At 37.5% G+C, this 21,460-nt stretch carries 25 protein-coding genes; 9 read left to right on the top strand and 16 right to left on the bottom strand.

Annotation, left to right across the window (positions count from 1 at the left end; all coding sequences use genetic code 11):
• The first annotated feature begins 15 nt into the window (after positions 1–15).
• From rpsO to ACMAYS_RS01945, 5 genes are all read left to right on the top strand, one after another.
• Complete coding sequence (gene rpsO, locus ACMAYS_RS01965; protein ID WP_412462641.1) at positions 16–294, top strand: 30S ribosomal protein S15; 279 nt, start codon at positions 16–18, stop codon at positions 292–294.
• Positions 295–533: 239 nt separating this feature from the next.
• Positions 534–2,795, top strand: coding sequence for a polyribonucleotide nucleotidyltransferase (gene pnp, locus ACMAYS_RS01960; RefSeq protein WP_103217305.1), 2,262 nt, complete (start codon positions 534–536; stop codon positions 2,793–2,795).
• Between the two features lie 20 nt (positions 2,796–2,815).
• Positions 2,816–3,283, top strand: coding sequence for a dUTP diphosphatase (gene dut / locus ACMAYS_RS01955; RefSeq protein WP_103217304.1), 468 nt, complete (start codon positions 2,816–2,818; stop codon positions 3,281–3,283).
• Between the two features lie 19 nt (positions 3,284–3,302).
• Entirely contained in the window at positions 3,303–3,587 is a 285-nt protein-coding gene (locus ACMAYS_RS01950; RefSeq protein ID WP_103217303.1) for a polyhydroxyalkanoic acid system family protein, read from the top strand.
• Positions 3,588–3,628: 41 nt separating this feature from the next.
• The gene (locus ACMAYS_RS01945; RefSeq protein WP_392991852.1) at positions 3,629–4,216 is read left to right on the top strand and encodes a 2Fe-2S iron-sulfur cluster-binding protein; all 588 of its coding nucleotides are present in this window, start codon (positions 3,629–3,631) and stop codon (positions 4,214–4,216) included.
• Positions 4,217–4,219: 3 nt separating this feature from the next.
• Here ACMAYS_RS01945 and ACMAYS_RS01940 read toward each other — a convergent pair whose 3' ends face one another.
• From ACMAYS_RS01940 to ubiE, 10 genes are all read right to left on the bottom strand, one after another.
• Positions 4,220–4,780: a hypothetical protein gene (locus ACMAYS_RS01940; RefSeq protein ID WP_103217301.1), complete on the bottom strand. Its 561-nt coding sequence runs from the start codon at positions 4,778–4,780 to the stop codon at positions 4,220–4,222.
• A gap of 77 nt (positions 4,781–4,857) precedes the next feature.
• Positions 4,858–5,109: a GlsB/YeaQ/YmgE family stress response membrane protein gene (locus ACMAYS_RS01935; RefSeq protein ID WP_103217300.1), complete on the bottom strand. Its 252-nt coding sequence runs from the start codon at positions 5,107–5,109 to the stop codon at positions 4,858–4,860.
• Positions 5,110–5,209: 100 nt separating this feature from the next.
• Entirely contained in the window at positions 5,210–6,370 is a 1,161-nt protein-coding gene (locus tag ACMAYS_RS01930; RefSeq protein ID WP_412462640.1) for a hypothetical protein, read from the bottom strand.
• A 137-nt stretch (positions 6,371–6,507) separates the two neighbouring features.
• A complete protein-coding gene (locus tag ACMAYS_RS01925) occupies positions 6,508–6,678 on the bottom strand; it encodes a hypothetical protein (protein WP_158246822.1) in 171 nt (56 codons plus the stop codon).
• Positions 6,679–6,780: 102 nt separating this feature from the next.
• Entirely contained in the window at positions 6,781–6,981 is a 201-nt protein-coding gene (locus tag ACMAYS_RS01920; protein WP_103217298.1) for a hypothetical protein, read from the bottom strand.
• A 41-nt stretch (positions 6,982–7,022) separates the two neighbouring features.
• A complete protein-coding gene (locus ACMAYS_RS01915; RefSeq protein ID WP_412462639.1) occupies positions 7,023–8,003 on the bottom strand; it encodes a hypothetical protein in 981 nt (326 codons plus the stop codon).
• Complete coding sequence (gene menA / locus ACMAYS_RS01910) at positions 7,991–8,902, bottom strand: 1,4-dihydroxy-2-naphthoate octaprenyltransferase (RefSeq protein WP_392991861.1); 912 nt, start codon at positions 8,900–8,902, stop codon at positions 7,991–7,993. Before menA ends, ACMAYS_RS01915 begins: the two co-directional genes overlap by 13 nt.
• 4 nt (positions 8,903–8,906) lie before the next feature.
• Positions 8,907–10,628: a 2-succinyl-5-enolpyruvyl-6-hydroxy-3-cyclohexene-1-carboxylic-acid synthase gene (gene menD, locus ACMAYS_RS01905; RefSeq protein ID WP_412462638.1), complete on the bottom strand. Its 1,722-nt coding sequence runs from the start codon at positions 10,626–10,628 to the stop codon at positions 8,907–8,909.
• On the bottom strand, positions 10,610–11,983 hold the full coding sequence (locus ACMAYS_RS01900; RefSeq protein ID WP_412462637.1) for an isochorismate synthase MenF: 1,374 nt from the start codon (positions 11,981–11,983) through the stop codon (positions 10,610–10,612). The genes menD and ACMAYS_RS01900 overlap by 19 nt, the downstream gene beginning before the upstream one ends.
• Positions 11,984–12,697 (bottom strand): bifunctional demethylmenaquinone methyltransferase/2-methoxy-6-polyprenyl-1,4-benzoquinol methylase UbiE, encoded by a 714-nt coding sequence (ubiE, locus tag ACMAYS_RS01895; RefSeq protein ID WP_103217293.1) that lies wholly within the window; start codon positions 12,695–12,697, stop codon positions 11,984–11,986. It abuts the gene before it with no gap.
• A gap of 108 nt (positions 12,698–12,805) precedes the next feature.
• Here ubiE and ACMAYS_RS01890 point away from each other — a divergent pair, with 108 nt between their 5' ends.
• Positions 12,806–13,786: a polyprenyl synthetase family protein gene (locus ACMAYS_RS01890; RefSeq protein WP_392991867.1), complete on the top strand. Its 981-nt coding sequence runs from the start codon at positions 12,806–12,808 to the stop codon at positions 13,784–13,786.
• Between the two features lie 77 nt (positions 13,787–13,863).
• Here the strand turns inward: ACMAYS_RS01890 and ACMAYS_RS01885 are convergent, their stop codons facing one another.
• From ACMAYS_RS01885 to ACMAYS_RS01875, 3 genes are all read right to left on the bottom strand, one after another.
• Complete coding sequence (locus ACMAYS_RS01885) at positions 13,864–15,015, bottom strand: endonuclease/exonuclease/phosphatase family protein (RefSeq protein WP_103217291.1); 1,152 nt, start codon at positions 15,013–15,015, stop codon at positions 13,864–13,866.
• The gene (locus ACMAYS_RS01880) at positions 15,015–16,349 is read right to left on the bottom strand and encodes an aminopeptidase P N-terminal domain-containing protein (RefSeq protein WP_158246821.1); all 1,335 of its coding nucleotides are present in this window, start codon (positions 16,347–16,349) and stop codon (positions 15,015–15,017) included. Before ACMAYS_RS01880 ends, ACMAYS_RS01885 begins: the two co-directional genes overlap by 1 nt.
• Before the next feature lie 132 nt (positions 16,350–16,481).
• Positions 16,482–17,144 (bottom strand): hypothetical protein, encoded by a 663-nt coding sequence (locus ACMAYS_RS01875; protein WP_103217289.1) that lies wholly within the window; start codon positions 17,142–17,144, stop codon positions 16,482–16,484.
• Positions 17,145–17,408: 264 nt separating this feature from the next.
• On the opposite strand from ACMAYS_RS01875, the gene ACMAYS_RS01870 reads away from it, so the two are divergent.
• Positions 17,409–17,918, top strand: coding sequence for a hypothetical protein (locus ACMAYS_RS01870; RefSeq protein WP_146037802.1), 510 nt, complete (start codon positions 17,409–17,411; stop codon positions 17,916–17,918).
• 6 nt (positions 17,919–17,924) lie between these two features.
• Here ACMAYS_RS01870 and lysS read toward each other — a convergent pair whose 3' ends face one another.
• Positions 17,925–19,502 (bottom strand): lysine--tRNA ligase, encoded by a 1,578-nt coding sequence (gene lysS, locus ACMAYS_RS01865; protein ID WP_103217287.1) that lies wholly within the window; start codon positions 19,500–19,502, stop codon positions 17,925–17,927.
• A gap of 114 nt (positions 19,503–19,616) precedes the next feature.
• On the opposite strand from lysS, the gene ACMAYS_RS01860 reads away from it, so the two are divergent.
• Positions 19,617–19,835 (top strand): hypothetical protein, encoded by a 219-nt coding sequence (locus tag ACMAYS_RS01860; RefSeq protein ID WP_103217286.1) that lies wholly within the window; start codon positions 19,617–19,619, stop codon positions 19,833–19,835.
• Between the two features lie 80 nt (positions 19,836–19,915).
• Positions 19,916–20,626 (top strand): hypothetical protein, encoded by a 711-nt coding sequence (locus ACMAYS_RS01855; RefSeq protein WP_103217285.1) that lies wholly within the window; start codon positions 19,916–19,918, stop codon positions 20,624–20,626.
• A gap of 57 nt (positions 20,627–20,683) precedes the next feature.
• Here ACMAYS_RS01855 and ACMAYS_RS01850 read toward each other — a convergent pair whose 3' ends face one another.
• Positions 20,684–21,016, bottom strand: coding sequence for a hypothetical protein (locus tag ACMAYS_RS01850; RefSeq protein WP_103217284.1), 333 nt, complete (start codon positions 21,014–21,016; stop codon positions 20,684–20,686).
• 148 nt (positions 21,017–21,164) lie between these two features.
• On the bottom strand, positions 21,165–21,374 hold the full coding sequence (locus ACMAYS_RS01845; protein ID WP_103217283.1) for a hypothetical protein: 210 nt from the start codon (positions 21,372–21,374) through the stop codon (positions 21,165–21,167).
• Between the last annotated feature and the right edge of the window lie 86 nt (positions 21,375–21,460).

Raw genomic sequence — 21,460 nt, 5'->3', positions numbered from 1 at the left:
TTTTAGGAGAAAAATATGATTACAAATGCAGAAACAGCAAGCATCGTAGCAGAATTTGGTAAAGAATTTGGTGCAGGTGAAAAAGACAGTGGTTGTGCAGCGGTTCAAGTTGCAATTCTTACAACAAGAATCAACAACCTTAAGACACACTTTGGTGCACACATTCACGACTATTCTTCAAACCGTGGTCTTCTTAAGATGATTGGACGTCGTCGTCGTCTTCTTAAGTATGTTGCTACAAACAACGAAGAAAACTACAAAGCACTAATTAAGAAACTTGGTCTAAGAAAGTAAGCTTTATATATCAAGACAAAAGAAAGGAAGCTTTATGCTTCCTTTTTTTTATTTAAGCAGTTAAAATTTTAGTACGGAAATGGTTAAGAGGAGAGTTTGAGATTTAAGGGATATTAAAATTTAAAAACACGCTGATCTCAGTGGTTTTAGATTTTCATATTCTTTGGATTTCTTCTCACATACATTCCAACTAACACATTTCTAAATATAGACATTCAAAAATATAAATGGAGTTATTTATGTTAAACAACAAACGAGAGTTTACTTACAACTTTGGTGGTAAGGAAGTTACAATTGAAACTGGTCGTATGGCAAAACAAGCTGACGCATCAGTTATCGTATCTAGTGGTGGTACACAAGTTCTAGTTACTGCTACATCTGCAACAGAAGTAAAAGACGGACAAGACTTTTTCCCACTTCTAGTTGAATACACAGAAAAATTCTATTCAGCAGGGAAATTCCTTGGTGGATTCTTAAAAAGAGAAGGTCGTCCTTCAGTTGGTGAGACTTTAAATGCTCGTCTAATTGATAGGCCACTAAGACCTCTTTTCCCACACGGATATATGTTTGATACAGTTATTTCTGCAACTGTAATCTCTTACTCACCAGAAGGTGACCCAGAGGTTCTTGCTGCACTTGGTGCATCAGCAGCTCTAACTATTTCTGATATCCCATTTGAAGGTCCAATTGGTACTTGTAAAGTTGGTCGTATCGGTGGTGAATTTGTTATCAACCCTGACCATGACAAATGGGCAGAGTCTGATATGGAAATCGTTGTTGCAGCAAGTGACAATGCAATCCTTATGGTTGAAGGGGAAGCGAAAGTCGCTCCTGAGCAAGATGTTCTAGATGCAATCTTTTTTGGTCAAAAAGAAATCGAAGGCTTTGTTGCATTCCTTAAAGATATTCAAAAAGAAGTTGGTAGAGCTAAGCGTGAATTCGTATCAGCAGCTGCAAACAATACTATGCTTGAAAAAATCAGAGCAGACTACACAGCAACAGCTCGTGAGGCGCTTAAGATTACTGATAAGCTAGAAAGACAAAAAGCTGTTAAAGCTATTGAAGCTCAAGTTAAAGCTGCAATGGCAGACGCACCAGAAGCTTTTGGTCTAACTGAAAACGATGCATTCGGAAAAGAAGCATACAAAGGTGTAGATGAACTAATGTATGAAATGCTTCGTGGAGATATCTTAAATGAAGATAAGCGTATTGCAGGTCGTGGACTTGCTGAAGTACGTGAAATCGAAACTGAGATTGATGTACTTAAAGTTCCACACGGATCATCTCTATTCACACGTGGAGAGACTCAGGTTATGGCCGCTGTTACTCTAGGTGGTAGCAAAGGTGCTCAAATGAGTGACCGTATTATTGGTACTTCAGAAGATCAATTCTATCTACACTATAACTTCCCTCCATATTCAGTAGGTGAGGCACGTGGTGTACGTGGTGTTGGACGTCGTGAGCAAGGTCACGGAAACCTAGCTGAGCGTGCTCTTAAAGCAGTTATCCCAACAGACTTCCCATATACAACTCGTCTTGTATGTGAGGTTTTAGAGTCTAACGGTTCTTCTTCAATGGGTTCTGTATGTTCAGGTTCAATGGCACTTATGGATGCTGGTGTTCCTCTAACTGCTCCTGTTGCAGGGATCGCTATGGGTCTAGTAACTGATGGTGAAAGATTCAAGATTCTTACAGATATCCTTGGTGACGAAGATCACCTAGGTGATATGGACTTTAAAGTTGCTGGTACTACTGAAGGTATTACTGCAATTCAAATGGATATCAAAATTACAGGTCTTACTAAAGAGATCGTTGAAAGTGCAATGGCACAAGCAAGAGAAGGACGTCTTCACATCCTAGAAGAGATGGCAAAGACTATTTCTGTTGAAAGAAAGACTCTTAAAGAGGGTGTTCCTGTAATGAAGTCTATGCAAATTAAGCAAGACCAAATCGGTGGCCTTATTGGTCCTGGTGGGAAGAATATTAAGAAGCTTCAAGAAGATTTCGAACTTACTATCGAGATTGATGAAGATGGAACAACTAAATTCATCTCAACTAATCAAGAGATGATTGATGAGTGTATGGCACTTGTTGGCCTACAACTTAATGGACCAGAAGTTGGTAAAGTTTACGAAGCAAAAGTTGCTTCTCTTAAAGACTACGGTGCATTTGTTGATATCGCTGCTGGTGTTGGTGGACTTGTTCACATCTCTGAAATCGCTGAAGATAGAATCACTGATGCAGCTGACTACCTAGAAGAAGGTCAAGAAGTTAAGATCAAGGTTCTTGAAATTGATAAAATGGGACGTGCAAAGCTTTCAATCAAAGCTGTTGAAGCACTAACTCGTCGTGATGGTAAAACTGAAGCAGAAGCTCAAAAAGATGCACCAAAGCGCGAGCCACGTGAATCAAGAGATGGTGATAGAGGTGATCGTCGCCCTCGTCGTGATGACAGAAAGCCAAGAGGTGACAGAAAGCCTCGTGGTGAGAAAAAAGACTAGTTAGTTAGATCAGGATTTTTATGATCGATAGAGTAGTTGATTTAAAAGTAAAGAAGCTAGAGCATTACGACTCTAGCTTCGATCTTCCACAATATGAAACAACTGGAGCTGCAGGTGCGGATCTTCGTGCTCATCTTGAGAACAAAGATAGCCTTGTGATTGCTCCAGGTGCTCGTGTCTTAGTTCCAACAGGACTTAGTTTTGAGATCCCTCACGGGTATGAAGTTCAAATTAGGCCACGTTCGGGACTATCATTTAAGACTGACCTACTTGTTGTTAACTCACCTGGGACAATCGATTGTGATTACCGCGGAGAAGTTAAGATCATTCTTGGAAATTTTGGAAAAGAAGATTTCATCATTAAGCATGGTGAGCGAATTGCTCAGATGGTTATGGCCCCGGTTTGGCAGGCCAGAATTTCGGCCGTGGATGAGTTATCTGATACTGAAAGAGGAGCTGGAGGTTTCGGCTCAACAGGGACAAAGTAGTAAAATAAGGATTATTGTAATGAGTTTAAAAGTAAACTATAGCCAAGCTTCATCTCAAGAAGAAGCCTACAATCTAGGTAAGCAGGCCGTAACACCTGAATACGTCGCAAAATTCAATGTAAAAGCTGATGTGACGACTGATGATGGTAATTTTTCCATGCAAGCTAAAGGAAAAGGCTTTGAATTGAAGCTAAAGTTTGAAGAATCTTACTGTCTGGTTGATCTTGACCTATCTTTTATGCTAAAGCCTCTTAAAGGAAAAATTTTAGAAACCATTGAGAATAAGATTAAGAAGACGGTTTAATCCTTCTTTATCTAACTCAATAAAAATAATGAAGGCTTAAAATGTTCAAAGTTACTCTTACTCCATCAAATGAGACAATCTATGTTGATGATGAGATGTCTCTATTAGAGCATCTAAAAAAGAATGGAGTTTATGTTAACTCTAGTTGTGGCGGACACGGAACTTGTACAGATTGTATCGTTCGTGTAATGGCCGGTTCAGATAATCTTAATGAACCAACAGAAGTTGAAAAAAAGCTTATCGGTAATGTTTTTCACATCACTAAAGAGCGTATGTCATGTCAGACAATCGTAAATGGTGAAGTTACTGTGGATATGTCAGGACACTCTAAAGCTGGTGTTGAGGCAAAGCGCGAAGCTAAGAATAAAAAAGTTGTTAATGATAAACTTTCAAAGCTTAAGCAATCTGGAAACTTTAAAGTTAGAAAGAAAGATGAAGTTGAGAAAGTAATGACTGAGCGCCAAGCTAAGTGGGAAGAAAAGAACTCTAAGAAAGAGGAATGGAAAAACCACTGGGAGCGTGATGGACGCGACAACTCTAAAGAAAAGCGCCTAGGTGGCGGACGCCGTCCTAAAACAATTCGTCAAAACTACAAAGAAGAAGACGATAAAAATTCTAAAGACGATTAAAAATTAAAATTCCGACAGCAGGGCCTGAATCTTTTTCAGGTCTGCTTTTCTATTTGAGCGATCAACAAAAATATACTTTCCATCTTCAAGCTTTGCAAAAAGCTGGAAGTAACCTTTGTTTTCAAATCCACGCATTGTAGGATCTTGCTTCATTTTTGCCACATTAGGAGAGTCCATAAAGTGATCGATTGAAAAGGCATCCTTTGACTCTAGTTTATAAGTCTTCTTATAAATTGGAATAAAGAACAGTCTATGCTTTAGTACAAGCTTATCATCTTGCTTAACGATGAATTTCTCATACATATAAAAACATAGCGTAATAAATGGAATTAGAAATAGAGTGGCCGCAACTGCAATTACAAGTGCCTGATTGATACTATCACCTGTGTTGTAAAGCTTAACCATTGGACCTTTAACACCAATGAACATTGCAAAGACAACTGTTGCCGCTGCTAGAAGATAGCCCCAGAAAACCATTGGTAGTCCATAGGTTTTAAGAGTTAAACCCTCTTCATTGATTGTGATACGATCTTTTTCTTCTTTTGATACTGGAAATATAAACATTAGGCCCATGTGGCGTATTTTAGTCACAGGCCTGCGATTAGTCTACAGATAATTGCCTTGTTCGCATTAACTTTTGTTCATAGTTTTTGCAAGAGCTGGAGAGTCGCTAGAAAGACGATAGCGCCGATGGTGGAAATAACGATACTTCCAATAAGGCCATAGCCTGCAAAGCCAACCAGATGGAATGTGAAGCTTCCTACGAAGGAGCCCATGATACCCACGATGATATTGCCCACAAGGCCAAAGGTTTCTCCGCGATAGAGACTTCCAGCTAGCCAGCCTGAGATAGCACCAATAAATAAAATTATGATAAATTGTTCGATGGCCACGAAACACCTCCTAAATTAATTCATTTTAGGAGATGTATCGTACTGATTGTTAGTTAAGATAACTTAAATAAGTAAAACTTTTAAGCTCTAAGTACTGGGCCTAAAGCCAAGTACTTAGTGAGAAGTTAATTGCGTATCCGTTCGTCTCGTCCGCATTACCATCTGTTGATGTATTTGTTTCTTCTCTTAGCTGGCGCTCTACTAGGAAACCACCATTAAGTTGTACTTTCTTCGATAGCTTGTACTGAGCACCGATATCAAGTTTGTAGATCGTTGTTCTACTTACATTTCCATCGTTATATCTCGACTGTCCAAATTCTGTTGATGGGTAGTCGGCTGCATCGTGTGCTAGGTCGTAAACAAATGAGTACTCAGCGTTAATCCCCGCGGCCCACTTGTCATCGATCTTATAAAGGAAGCCAGCTTGAGCATTGTAAGTCTCTTGCTTAAGAGTTGCGTAGCGATCGTTTGGATGCTTTGAGAAGTAACCAAAAAGACCTTCTGTCCAAAATGCCCAGCTATTATTTTCATATTGGTATGCTACAGAATAACCGTGATCTGCTTCTGGATCGATATCGCGCCAGTAAGTGAAAGCACCTACGATGATCTCATGATTTTGAGAAGGGATATAGCGACCTTTATAAGCAAAACCTCTTTGAAAGTTTGTGTTAAAAGTTCTTTCTGTATCATAAGAAAGCTCAGACGCTGGATCTCCACCAAGGTATGGAATTGATTGATTGTCTCTGTCACGTCTTACTTGTTGGTTTGAACCAAAGAAAGTCACATCGTGAATTTGACCTTGTCTCCATCCACCGTAGCGTAGAGTTAGAAGATACTTTCTTTTAAAGTATCCAGCTCTCATCCCAGAGTAAGTTTGCGTAAGGTATCCACCGTCCATTAGGTTTCTTTCAGTGATACCAAAGTGCATTGTGTAGAAAGGAACTTTACCCTTACCACCTGTTAGTTTCCAATTACTATTGAAACGGTAAGTAAGTAGGGCCTCTTCCATTAGATCAACAGTTGTCCCTGCTTCTTCAGTTGCATCAATATCAAGTTTGAACTTTGCACTCCACTGCTCGTGGTTAAAGTAAACTTTAATATCAGCAGTACCATAACCCATTTCAGCACGAGTGCTGTTGCCACCGATCTTCTCAAGTGTCATTAGGTCTAAAACCATGAAGGCACGAACATTGAAGTCGTAGGCTTGGGCAGTAATACTACTAAGTAGTAATAGTGAAACTAGTAGGGATTTTTTAAACATTGTCTACTCTCTCTTATCAAAATGACATATAAATTGGCGATTTAATAAGAGAGATGTATCAATTAAGTGACAAACTGTAAAAACAGAATTGTGTTAAGTGTGAATTACTTACAATATAATTTTGCCTTTGCTGTTTTTTAAAGCTTATTGCAGTCTTCGTAATTCTCGTAATATTGTTCGTAGTCAGGAACTGATGTTTCCTTACAGTCTTTTCGCTCAGAAGCGACATCACGAGTTGAGTTCGAAGAGCACGAGGCGCTAAATAAAACTAGTGTAGACAGGGCAAGTAGAGAGATAATTTTTTTCATGAAAAACTCCTTTTTCCTGCAAATATTATAACTCGAATTAGGATAAAAAAAAGGCCTGCAAAATGTGCAGGCCCTCTATTACATGATCGATAGAATCGATTATTAAGAGTGTGACTTATGGGCCTTTTTGCCCTTCTTGTCTTTGCGATCACATGATTTTCCATCACATTTTTTCGAGTCTTTGCAGTCTTTTTTCTTCTTAGCGCAACAACTCTTTTGTGAGCGATCACATGACTCACCAGTTTTGAATGATGAACAAGATCCCATAACTAACAATGCAGTTAGACCAAGTACTTTAAACATAACTTCTCCTTAAAATTTGTTAATAATCTTCAACACAAAGATTAAAGAGGCCTTGCAATTAGCAAACTCTTTTGAGGTTGAAATTCTTTGAATAATTTTAACCCATTTTCGTAGAAGTTGAACGTAGAAAGGCCTGCGGCATTATTTTCTAAAGCTGCAAGATGAATAATAAAGTTAAATAATTTAGGACACTCAAAGCCACTTGTGACGATAATTTGCCAATTTCTTTTATCACGTCTTAACTGGAAGAATTCAAAGACACTTATGTTGACACCAAACTTTAGAACTAAATGACTTACTTCCTCTGGTATTGAGTCCCTAAATTGAAATTCAAAGCTTTCATCAAGAGCTAGAGTGATCTTATCACTCCATAGACTTTGGGCCCAAAGCCCAAGGTCACTAAATGGTTCTTCAATATATTCGATGGCATCAATTGTATTTGAATCGAGGTTATAGAGAATACTTTCTAAGACTGAGCTATCAAGGGATCTATTGCCATCAAGGCGTAACTTAACTCCTTTTGCTGCAAGTGAATTAAGGTCTGTGATAACTTCATGGGTATTAGAGTTAGTCGAAATTTTATATTTTAAAATATCAGAGGTGCCAAACTTTAAGTCTAATCCTTTCTGAAATAGTAAATTGATTTTGACGCTATTATTTTTACTAAAGTAATCTTCGTGATTGTCTTGCTTGAAGTTTTTCTTACGATAATATTTTATGAGGGCATACTCAAAAGCAAGAATAACGTTATTTGGAATATCTTTGGCATCAATAAGAGGTGCTTCAAATAAGTCCCCATTTAGAAATTGATCGAGAGGATAGTCAATTTCGTACTCATGCTCAAGTTCTTGGTTTTCATAAAAGAAAGCAAACTGAGTAATATAAGAAGTGAATACCTCCTCTTCAATATATACTTCAACTTCAAAGTAATCGATTTTCTTATACTCTTTTGCTCGCGCCTTAAGTGCTAAGCGCATATTGTGAACTTCTTTGTATATAGGTCTAAGAATTAGCTTAGCCACAAGATTCCACTATAGATAAGTGATGTAATAAATAGGTACTTACCTGTTCGAGCAAGACTATCGTTATAAGCTGGAGATGGCCCATTTTTAATTAAGAAAGTCCATGTCTTTAAAAAAATGAGAGTTATAATTAGAAACACCATCATAAAAGCAAGTGATTGTCCTTGATTTAGAACTAGGTATGAGTGGACACATAGAATGATAAAGGCTTGAGCAACAAAAAATAATGGAAGCCAGCTTGACGCTTTCTTTTTGAGTGCACGATTAAGTAAAACACCAAGAGTCATCTTTTTTGCAATAGCGTCACTTTCAATATCACGTGCATTATTAATGGCCATGATAGCAGCACTTAAAAGGCCAGGAAAAAGACTCAGCAGTATGACTGCGTCGTTAATCGTTGAGGTCTGAAGATAGTAAGTGCCACAAACTGCAATATTTCCGAAAAAAATAAGAGCAAGTAGTTCTCCCATTCCATAGTGTGACAGAGGAAATGGCCCTCCTGTGTAATGATATGCACCAGCGATTGAGGCCAGACCTAGAATAACAATGGGCATACCCCCAACATTCATCAGGAAGATTCCAAGAAGAAATGCTAAGGCCAACGTTCCAATAAAGAAATTTTTAACTGTTTGCGGCTCTATTAGGCCGGTGTTTGTGACACGCTCTGGACCGAGGCGCTCTTGCGTATCAACACCAGTCTGAGTGTCATAGTAATCATTGATTAGATTTGATGAGATTTGTAAAAGTAATGTACAAAGCAGAGTAATAACAAAAATAATCCAGCTAATCTCGCCTTGGTCAAAAAAGGCATGTGCTGTCGCTAGTATTACTGGTGAAGCTCCCGCTGGTAATGTCTTTGGCCTTGCTGCAATGATAAAGCCTTTTACAAGTTGACTCATTCTTTTACCTTTTTACTGTTTTTAATTTTTTAAAGAGTGCCATATTCGACTCATTATTTGTTATGGCCTCTATAATATTGACCCCTTTAGTACTTAGGGCCTTTGCCACAAGTTTATTGAAGTCATCTTTCGTTTCACAACACTCATATGATAGGCCATCAAATGCTTTTATTAAGCGATCAAAGCGATCGTTGTGTGGAGTCGTTAAAAGAGGAAGAAATTCCTTCTCTTTAGCAATAGGTAGAAGATTAAAAATATCGCCTTGAAAGTTATTAATAATAATAACACTTAGGTTTTTTCCGGCCTTGGCAGCTTCTTCTAGCATATATAGAGAGTTTAGATCATGCTTGAATGAAATATCGCCAAGAACTAGTAGCTTTGGTTTATCATTCTCATCACTTAGTCCAACTAATGTTGCAACAAACCCTTCAATCCCACTAACGCCACGGTTAGTGAAAACATTTACATTTGATCTGTAATTACTTGATACAAAGTTATCAAAGCTTCTGACAATTGTTGAATTACCTACAAGAAGATCATAGTTTTCATCAATATTTTCAATAATATTCTTAGAGATAAAAGGTTGAGTCAGCTCTTCTTCTTCGATAACGGCCCTCTTTCTTTCCACGAAATCATGCCACATAACTGGTGGCGCTTGATTAAGTTCAAGTTTTACGAGTCCATTTAAAAATGAAAGAGGATCACAAATAATTTTATGTGTGTTTGAAAATCCTGGGTCGTGATCAAAGTCCACATTTGTTACATGAATAAGTTCACACTTATTTCTTTCTAAGAAATTATAATAATGCTTTGAAACTAAGCGGCCACCGATATGAATGATAATCTCCGGTGGACTTTGTTCATAAACATCCAAAACCTCTGGATGATCAAAGTTTGGTGTCAGATAGTCTTCGAGACAGAACTGGTACTTTAGTCCACTTGTGATATCAAGATACTTTGGCACCTTGATTTTCATTAGGGCGTCTTGATAATGCTCAAGATCTTTTTTTCCATCAAGTTTTCCAATAACGAGTAAGACATTCTTTGCCTCAACTAGTTTTTGTCCTAGTTTAAACTCCATTTGGTAAGTTTGATAAGCACTTGAGATCACCTTGGCACCGTTATTATTAAAACTCTCTAGCGCTTTTTCAAGATACTCTTTTGAAATAGGCATTGGTGTTGAGTCAAGTGGCTCTCTAAGAGGAAGGTTAATGTGTACAGGCCTCTTATTGATTTTTGCGCGTCCTATGGCCGTTGAAATTAGAGTTCTAAGTCTCGTAGCACTTAGCGCTTCATTTGGTGCCTCAAGACTTAAATTATAACAAGTGTGATCAGCAATAACACTTAATTGATCTATTGTTTGGTTTGAATCCGTTTTAACTAATTCACTAGGTCTATCAGCTGTTAATATTATTAATGGTAGCCCTGATTTATTTGCCTCGATAATTGCCGGCGCAAAATTGGCCATGGCCGTTCCCGATGTACATGTAAGCAGGGGAATTGAGTCTGAGACTTTAGATCGCCCTAGGGCCCTGTAGCTAAGTGCTCTTTCATCAAAGTATGAATATGTGTCAACAAGCTCATGATAGTGAGCAGCGGCAAGAACTGGTGCATTTCTCATTCCTGGGGCCGCGTAGAATTGCGTGATTGAATTCTTTGCTAATTCATCAACAATGATTGATGCCCAAAGTCTTGAAAGATTTTCAGTTACTGGAAATTTGTCCATGATTTGGCCTTGATAACTTCAGTGAAGTTTTTCATTTTGTTTGTGGTTTCATTCCATTCTTTTTCCGCTGAAGAATCTTTAACGATTCCACAACCAGCATAAATATGTAGGTCTGATTTATCCACAAGTGCACACCTTAGACCAACTGCAAGCTCAGTTTTGTCTTTTGAAAAATAACCAATTGGGGCAGCGTAGAGCCCGCGAGAATTAGTTTCTAGTTCACTAATAAGACTAATTGCAAGTGGCTTTGGAAGTCCCGCAACTGCAGGAGTAGGGTGCAGTTTAGTGATTAGATCACTGCGTTTAGCACTATCATTCAAAGTCGCTTCGTACTTCGTATGAATATGCTGAATATATTTAAGTTTTAGAATTTGTTCTTTTTTAGTAATTTCAATATCACTCGCCAAATTAGCTAGCGTCTCTTCAATATAACTTGAAACATGTCTGTGTTCTTCAAGCTCTTTTGTATTTGATAGTAGATTTGCCTCTAGCGTGTCATCTTCTTGCTTATTGGCGCCTCTTTTCGTCGTTCCTGCAATACTGTCGATCAGAACTTTTCTGCCATCAAGCTTAAATAGAGTTTCTGGTGTTACACTGTAGAAGCATTGGTGTGCTGAAAATTGAAATAAGATATTATAGCTATTGTAGCTATTGTTTTCTTTTAGTGTCTTAAATTGTTCATATGAACTGATAGGGTTCTTAAATGAAACCTTAAGTTTTCTAGAAAGAACTATCTTAGAAATTTGTGAACGATTAATCTTAGAAACTGCGGCTTCAACTATTTTACTCCACTGATTCTTACTCGTCTCAGAAATATTCTTTGTAATATGATTGTAATCACTATGCATATGCCTAGGATTTGGATCAAGGGTAATGGCCAATTCATGAAGGGCCTCTTTCTTATTTTGCTCATCCGCAAAGAATGAGTTTGGAAGAATTACATTGATATCAACACCCTGAGGTGTCGTTTCGATTAAGACCTTAGGAACAAAGTACGAGCAGTCTTCAAGTCCATGCCACTCAAGTGAATCTGCTTCAGCTTTAAATCTTTGAGCACCACAAATTTTAAGAAAATCATGAGACTCAATTAGCCTCTCAATATCTTCGTAGTGGTAAAGGGAGCTAAAGTCACGCCAAGAACCAAGGGCCAGAAACTCTGTATCTTTGTCTTTGTTTAGAAAGTAAAACTTTTTTGAAGTTTGAAAGAGGTCAATAATAGATGAGATATTATTAAACCCGGCCTCAAACTTTACAAGACTATATTCACTACCCTTGATTAAATCTTCACTTGAACAATCAAGTTTAATCAGGGCGTTGATGATATCAATTTGGAGGTTGTTAGCAGATAAACGCAATTACTTCTCTCCAATGTAAAGAGTGGCTATCCCAAATGTAAGAGTAATAAATCTAACGTTTTTAAAACCTGCTTTTGTCATCTCGTCTGCAAACTCTTGTCCATATGGAAAATCTTCTACAGTTTGATTTAGATAAGTATAAGCGTCCTTATGCTTAGAGATTAGGTTTCCAACAAATGGAAGTAAGTATCTAAAGTAGAAGAAGTAGATCCCACGAAAAAGAAAGTTCTTTGGAATAGAAAATTCTAAAACAAAGCTTCTTCCACCTGGACGAATCACTCTGTACATATTTTGTAATGATTTTTTAAAGTCTGGGAAATTTCTAATACCAAAGCTTACACTTGTTACATCAAATGTTTCATCGGCCGCTGGGATTTCAACTCCGTCGCCAATATGCATTTTGGCTTTTTTATCTAATTTCTTAGCAACAATTTTCTTCTTTCCGATTTCGATCATACCTTTTGATAAGTCGATACCTGTTACGCTTTCAACATTTTTTGCACGAGCAAGTGCAATTGTTAAATCTCCAGTTCCACAAGCAAGGTCTAGACACTGAAGTTTTTCTCTCTTCGGAAGGTTGGCAATAACCACCTTACGCCAGTAGATATCGATACCAAATGAAAGGATGTGATTTAGTAAATCGTATGTTCCGGCAATTTTATCAAAGATTTCAAATGACTTTGTTTTTCTTGTCGCAAGCTCTTTATTGCTCATATTTAATCAGTCCTTCTGCAGTGCAGTGTTTATCAATAGTATTTGCGTTATATTAATCATTTACGGCCCCTTTCGACAAGTGGTATTACTATTAAAACGGAAAAAACTATGAACGAATTTTTTGAAAGCATCCCTCCACAAATTTTAGAGAAAGCGGTCAATATTGACCTAGAAATTAAGTCCGAAAACTGCCTTAAAGCAATTAAGGAAGTTCTTGCTAAAACTGTTTTATCTGGTGGAAAACGCCTGCGTCCTATGCTGACATATCTAATGGCAGATTTTTTTAATGCGCACGAAAAAGAGGATGTCGCAATATGTGCTCGTGCAATTGAAATGGTTCATGCTGCTTCACTTGCTCATGATGATGTTATTGATGGCGCAACGCAAAGGCGTGGGAATCCTTCAATTAATGTTGAGGCATCAAATAAGAAGGCCGTTCTTGCTGGAGATTATCTGCTAGCAGACGTTATCTTAAGCCTTTCTAAAATTGGCTCAATTAAAGTTCTTCAAAGCATGTCTCAGGTAATTCAAGATCTTGCAATTGGTGAATGGGTTCAGTCTGATGCTCTCGATTCTCGTAAGTACTCGAAAGAAATTATTGAAAAAATTGCTTTTCATAAAACGGCCTCTGTTATGGGGTGGTGCTGTTGGTCTGGAGCTTACCTTGGTGTAGAGGATGAAGAGCTTGCATCTAAAGCTGCACGTTTTGGACACCTAATCGGAATTGCTTTCCAGATGGTAGATGACACACTTGATTTCAGTGATGGAGAAAGCCTAAAGGATGCTCACCTTGATCTAGAGCAGAATTTAGTTAACTCAGTTGTCTATGACTATCTTGCGGCAAATCCTCTTAAGATGGATGAGTATCAAAAAGGTGGCGAGCTTAAGGATATCGTTAATCTCGAAGAAATCTCAGAAAATGTTTCTAATATTAAAAATGAAGCCACAGCACTTATTGATGAAGCTAATGATATCCTTCACGAAATTCGCACAGAATTAATTTCTCGTGGGTTCAATGAAGAGCGCTTAGCTGAAACGATCAAGCCTCTTGAGCTTATTGGTGGCTTTATTCTAAACCGCCAGGTTTAAGATACTTAACTGTCTAATGTTTGATAATTATATTACTCACAAAATATTTAAGGCCAAGCTTTAGCTTGGCCTTTCTTTTAAAGTCTAAACGTTGCCCAGATAGGGAAGTGGTCGCTTGCCTTCTTAAGCTCAATTGCATCGTCATCGATACAACTTACACGCTTATCTAATCCTTTAACCATATACTTTGGCAGCTGACTTGGTGGCGTGCAAAATACATTGCCTTTATTCACAAGTGTTTCAGGATTATAAATTCCTGCATCCATTAGCTTCAGCCCTCTGTATGCGATGTAATCAAGTGTTAGTGGATTGCGATTGGCCGCAAAAGTTTGGCGCTCATTTGTTGGCCCTGGGTTTTTAAGCCAAGGATTTAGGTGATTAAATAATCTTCTAAGAACAACAGAACCTGGATTATTCATATAGATTGAAGTGTTGAAATCACCCATGATGATGACTCGATCTTCTTTATGAATTGGTTTTAAGTGTGCATACTTCTTTGGAAGTTTTACATTGAAGTTTGTTGCTCCCGTTACATACCACTCTAGAAATCGCAGTTGATCGCGATTTCTTTCATAGTTTGGAGTTTGGCGGTTTCCAAAGTGATAACTTGGAACAGTGTGAAGAAGAATGATGTGTACATCTTGATCGGCCACTTCAACAACTAGGTGAGTGAAGCTCTTATCAAAAAGTTCCATTTCTTTAGGCAGTTTTTTTCCTGCACCATCACGAAATTTTGAAAAGTCAGCGGCCGGGTTAAATTCTTTCCACTGAAGATCTTTTACAATAATTTCCTCTTTGATTGGATGCTTTGAGGCAAAACCAGTTGAGTACTGTCCAGGAAATAGGCCGTAGTTAACTTGATCGGCATTCTTTCTATCTTTTGAATACTTGCCATTAACTTTCTTTGCTTTATTTCCTGTGTTGGCCTGAGTGAAGCTAAAGGCAAATTCACTCGTATCTTCTTTTAATTGTCCTAAAAGTTTTTCTAGGTTTTTTCCATTTGGTAGATCGTATTGGATCTCATTTACACTAATGGCATCAAAGTCTAGCTTTTCCAGAATATTCTTAACACTTGTTAGTTGATCATTTTTTTTACTAAGTTTTGTGTTGTCTAGTTCTTTAATATTCCAATGAACGAGATGAATTTCATCATCTCGTCTATCATTAGTAGCACATGAAGCACCTAAGAAAATAAATAGTGTAACTAAAAGAAGATTTGTCGTTTTCATTACAGTAGGAAGTCCTTTACATCTTTTGCACAAGCTTCTTCAACTTCTTCAACAGTTTTAGGGATCATGTGAGATAGGTTCTCATGTCCATTATCTGTAATTAGAATATTGTCTTCAATTCTAATTCCAATTCCTTTTAGTTCTTCTGGAATATTTGTGAATTCATTTGAGAAGTAAAGTCCTGGCTCAATAGTGAAGATACAGCCTTTAGTAAATGGCATCGGATCACTTGTTCCATCAACTAGGTATGGGTTTTGATCGTGAACATCGAGACCTAACCAGTGTCCTGTTCCGTGTGGGAAGAACTTTCTGTGATTCGATTGTTCAATATTTGAGCTAACACTTCCTTCAAGAACCTTAAGATCAATTAGTCCTTGAGTTAGAATCTCACTAACTTTGTTATGAAGAATTGTAGCGTTATTGCCTGGCTTTGATAATTCAATGGCCGCTAATTGTGATTCTAAAACAATATTATAAACTTCTTTTTGAATTCCAGTATACTTTCCACTTACAGGGAAAGTTCTAGTGATATCTGTCGCATAACCATTTAACTCACTACCAGCATCAATTAAAAGCAGATCTCCTGCATTTAGAATTTCATCGTTTTTAATATAGTGAAGGCAGTTAGCATTATTTCCACCTGCAATAATATTATCGTAAGCACTTCCTTGAGTTGGTCCTTTCATGAAAAGGTAAGTCATCAGGGCGTTTACTTCCTGCTCTGAAACACCTGGGTTTGCAAGGGCCATTGCCGCACGATGGGCGCGATCTGTAACAATCATGGCCTCTCTCATTTGTGCGATTTCAGTTTCATCTTTGATGAATCTCATTTTCTCAATTAAATGCCCAACATTCTTAAATGTCTCTGGTGGCAATTCTTGTTGTGCTCTTTTCTTGCTAAATAAAGAGGCCGCAATTTTTCTAGCTTTATCAGCGATATCTGTGCGCTCACTTAGGTGAACGTATAGGCTTTTGTGTCCAGGAAGAAGTTCTTCTAATTTCTTATCAAGATCTTCAATTGAGTGACCTTCATCTGTTCCTAAAAGTTCACTTGCTTTATGTGGCCCAAGTCTTTTTCCGGCCCACATTTCTGCAATTTCATCTTTTGGACGAACGAAGATAATTTGTTTTTCAACACCATTCTTTTTAGAAAGAATTAGTGCACTATCTGCTTCCGTTAATCCAGTTAGGTAACGAAAGTTTGAGTTTTGGCGAAATGGAAATTCCGTATCATTACTTTTATGTGCATATTTAGCTGAAGCGATAATGGCAATTCCATCATCCATCATATTTAGAAGTTGTTTACGACGATTACTATAGACATTATTTGTCATTTGATACCTCACTTTTATGATTGGCATCATATCAAATTACGCCCAAAACGCAAAGAGGGCGCCCTGGAAAAGGCGCCCTCTGCTACAACCAAAATCTAATGGAGTATTAGATTTTCTATAAAAATTGGGTAATTAGTATCTTCTCATACAAGTATCACGACGTTGGCTATATCTGGCATCCATTGCACAGTCACTTGTTGCTTTTTGACAAGCACGGCTTTCTGCTTCGTATGCTGACATTGCAGTTGCACTTGACGTATAAGTTTGTACGACACGTCCTGAGATTGATCCATTTGCGATTCTATCTACTGTACAAAATCTTGTTACAGTTGGGTTTGGTCTTGGTGTTGGTCTTGAACCTCCACGGATTTTTTCACATGAGAATTTCCATGGGTTTTGCTTTGTGTATCTTGCATCAAAACACTTATCATCTGCTTTACGACAAGCTTGGTGCTCGTTATTTGCTTGAGCTGTAAATGTATCAACAACTCTTCCGTTTTGTGTGTTAACTAAGTTGAATGAACAAACTTCTTTTCTCTGGTGTGGTGGTGGAACTGGCCTTCTTGAAGTTACATTACAAGTTGCTCTTGAAACAACTGGATCATATGATCTTCTATCTTGTTCGCGTGTACATTGCCTAAGGGCCTGGCGGCAAGCGGCTTCAAAATCATAATCATAAGATGAGAATTTATCGATTGAGCGGCCATTTCTGGCAACCATATCAACATGACAAGTTTCGGCCATGGCCATTGCAGATGTAACGAATAAAGCAGCAGCAACTAAAAATTTTTTCATAAATAAAACCCCTCTCGTTTTTTTTTATTTTGTTAATTATGTTTTATGAACAAAGAAGAAGTGTGACAATTTCAATAATTTAGAGGCGCAATATTTAGGCCCATTGTAAGAAATTCTGAGATTTTTCACAAAAAATGACATTTAAATCGAGGAGTTTTTACAAAAAATCAAGATTTTTGGGCCCCTAATGCCACTATTTTTCCCATTGTGACCAATATTTAAGATTTATTCACATTGATCTATAACTTCACCGAAAACTTATTTATGGAAATGAGCTTCTTTGAAAGAGTTAAAATTCACGCCTTAAGTAATGAGTACGTCAACCTAAAAACTGTGGGGCAGCAGGTATACTGTAATGATCAAATGGTTTGTGGCCCTACTCGTTGGGACAAGAAATTATTAAGACACTCATATGCACTATACGGAGTAATTAAAAGGGAAGTGATGCAGATTCGCTTTCATCTGGAAGGAAATATCATTCTCGAGTCAAAAATATTTAAAGGCTCTTCTCGTAGTGTCTCTGACTATAAAACGATAATGAATACAATGCTTGAACTTGAAAGTGAGGCCAGAAAGTGTGGCCTTGCGATTATAAAGGCCGAAATAGCACATACTCATTTAAGCTCATGCTATATTGATCGCAAAAAGTTTAAACTATGCTTATTATCAAAGAATGACCTTGAAGTCGCCAAAAGATTAAAACAATTTAGAGAGTACCCAATTGAAATAAAGGCCATCGCAAAGGATGGCCTAGTATTTAAAAAGATTTTTTAAGTATTCTTACTTAAGAAGTTTAATTACACGCTCTTTCCCAATAGTACGGATGAAACCAGCAAGCTTAGGGCCTTTTTCACGTGAAATTAGTTTTTGATAGATCGGTGCAAAGATATCTGCTGGCTTAAGTTCTAGCTCGTGCATAATCTCATACATTTTATCATTGAATTCTTTATCGTCTGCAATAGAATCCCATTCAGATTCACATAGTGAAACAAGTTTATCTAAGTATGAACGAACATTACTTTCTAGCTCCATTTCAACTGCTTCTTTATTGATAGCAAATTTAAATTCTTCTGGAGCATTCTCTTGTAGCCAATGAAGAGCACAAGTACTTCTTTCTCTAAAGCGTCTCTCGTCTCTTTCAGTTTTGATTTGATCAGCATAGTAGGCACGTGCAGCTTCAATATTTCCATCATTAATTTGAAGAACGTTACAAAGGTGTCTAAAAGATGGTTGGAATGGGCACTCAGTTGGATGCTCTCCAATTTGAGAAAGTTCAATAACTCTCTTTGCCATTGCAACTTTCTTCTCATTTCCTGGCTCAAGCCCATAAGCTAGACGCTCTTGACGATCAAAGTCCTCATAAGTCTTTAGTACATCTAAATCAAATGAGATCGCAAAATCTACATTGGTCTTATAAGAAGCAAAAATCCAACGAACCATTTCTGGCTCATATACTTTTAGAATATCATTAACTGTAACAAGGTTACCTTTTGATGAACTCATTTTGCCACCAAGACCTTTAATTGATACGAAATCGTATTGAAGATAAATTGGTGCTTCCCAATCAAAGATTTTTACAATGTCTTTGGCCGTTGTGAAAGATCCACCTTGAGAAGAGTGGTCCTTACCACCTGGTTCAAAGTCAACTTTTTCAAATGCCCATCTCATTGGCCAGTCAACACGCCATGGTAGTTTCACTAGACTTGTTGTGTTGATATCGATTTCACCTTCATAGTCGTGCTCATTGTGCTTATAACGCAACTTACTCTCGCCATCCCATGAAAGGATTGTCGTCTTATCTGTTTTATATTTTTCACAGTAGACAGATACTGGATAGTAATCATCACCATACGGCTCTTTTCTGTGTTGGTTTAAAATATCACGAATTTCAAACCTCTTATTAAGTGCAAGTTTGATTTGGTCTTTATAATCACCAGCGCGGTATTTCTTTGCTTGATAGATTGGTTCTACTTCAACTCCAACTTTCTTAAGTTGCTCTTCGAAATTATGCTCGTGGTGAGCGGCATAACTTTCGTGCTCTCCAAATGGGTCTGGAGTATCAACGATTGGTTGGAATAAGTACTGAGCTAATTCGTCTTGTTTTGGTAGATTTGCTGGGATCTTTCTAAATGTATCGTAATCATCCCATGAGAAAATAAAGCGAACATTCTTGCCGCGAGCACGAAGGCCTCGAGCAACAAGGTCAGTTGTGATTACTTCTCTAAAGTTACCAAAGTGAACAACACCTGATGGTGTGATCCCACTTGCGACTACATAGTCGTTTTTATCGCCGTGTTGACGAATGATGCGGTCTGCCGTCATGTCGGCCCAGTGAACTAGATTCAGTTTTTCTGTCATATGATACCTACTGCTTAAATAATAATTTCGAAATCGCTCACACTATAACAAAATAATTTCACGTAGTTAAGATTTTTAATGATATTTTTGCTACTTTTATGCTAGATTTTAAGCATGTTTGCAGCATTAATTAAGGCCGCCATTTTTTATTTTATCTTTATTCAGATAAGAAAGATTCTTAGAAACACTGGCGTTTTGTCTGGTTCTAAGCCGACGACTCAAAAATACCAACAACATGAACATACCTCTTATCGCTCAGGTCAAAATCAATCTGGTACAGGCCCAGCTAGTGATAAAGATGTGATTGAAGCCGACTATCGCATTATCGATTGATTAATTGTAAGAAATTAACAGAACTCAATTTCTTTTTATTCGTTAGAATAATATAACGATCTATTTTATTGGAGAATTTGATGTTTAAGAGCCTTTTTGTCGTTTTACTATGGCCTATATTTTTTGTTTTAACTTTATCTTCTTGTGAAGATTATGGAAAGGATGAACAAAATGATCGTGGTGTAATCCGTGCGGGTGAGGCGTTGCAGATATCGAATGTGGCCTTAAGTGAAGTTAGTTTAACTCGACTAACTAGAATGTGTGAAGGACTTGAAGAGTATCACGATAATATTTTACGTGGAGTATTTTCAGAAGACTTTATATTTTCACGTCGTCAAAAAGTTTATGGGGACCCAACGATAAGAGATATTTCAAATATCGGTGTTTATATTGAAGTGCCTAATGACTACAATACAACTCCAACTTTTAAGGGGACGAAGGGTGTTGTTAAGAATTTTATCACTAAAATTCCAACAGAAAATAACCTCTATATGGCATCACTATGTGATTACACGCTCAATAATGTCGGTGCGCCACCGAAAGTTCAGCAATTAGTTGGATCTCAGTATTACGTTTATAATGTCATTTCTGATGATCGATTTGATGTAGGTATCTATACAAAGCACAACGACTCTAAATACTACCTTTATCGTTCTTATCAGTATCGTTTCGATATCAATAAGGATTCTCGTTATTACGGGATGGCCATCGAACAAAGTGAAATCTTCATTAGTGATCACTCTGGTAAAGACTATCGATTAATTTATCAAAAATTTTTAAGAGCTGATTAAAAAAAGACCGAATTAATTCGGTCTTTTTTTGTCTTATTATTTCTTTGGGGGGAGGGGTTATCTCATCTCGATTAAATCTTGATGGATATATTCAATATCTTCTTCTAATGCTTTTAAATACTCTGGTGAAAGCTCACTTGTGTGGTCATTTAAATGAGTTAACTCAGATGCAATATTATTTAACTCTAAAGCGTAGTCCTGATCAGCTAGGTCTCTAACTTTTGCATATTCAAAAATTGCTAGATTTAGCTTTTTTGTCATCTCTTTAAGCTGCACATTCTGCATGGCCATCTTAGAGATATTGTTAATTGATCTCTCATCATCTCCACTTAGTGGAATGGCCGCTAGTGTATGAGTTGAAATGAATAGAGCTAGTAGTAGTGCTTTCATAGGTTTATTTTAGCACTTAAGCGGTTGGGATTCTTTGTTTGGTGTAAGGCTTACAAGGGTGTATAGAAAATAAGCGAGTGGGTTCAGTTTCGCAGATTCCTGTAGGTCTTTCTCATGACTTAGACAAGAATCTGCACTGATTTGAAGATTAAAGCCCTAGGCGAGCGTTCACTTCTTTTTCATCTGCTTGGCCTGCTTCGATTGAAGTCTTAATAACCATTAGCGCCTGCTGGCTAATAAATCTCTTATCGGCCGTAGCAACAGTTAGATCGATATGTTTTTGATTATCAATTGTTGAATACTTAACAAGTGGTTTTACGATTTCAATCGCTTCTTCAAGCGTTGGTAACTTACTCACTTTTTACTCCTTTTAAATCTTTATAAGAAATAAGAATACACGATTTTAATGGGCCCGAAAATAAAAAAGGTGACAAGATCAATAAA

It is taken from the genome of Halobacteriovorax sp. RT-2-6, from assembly GCF_047085025.1.
In the GTDB taxonomy this organism is placed as follows: Bacteria; Bdellovibrionota; Bacteriovoracia; order Bacteriovoracales; family Bacteriovoracaceae; genus Halobacteriovorax_A.
Note: the sequence above shows the minus strand (reverse complement) of the source record. Positions and strands in the feature narration are given on the sequence as shown.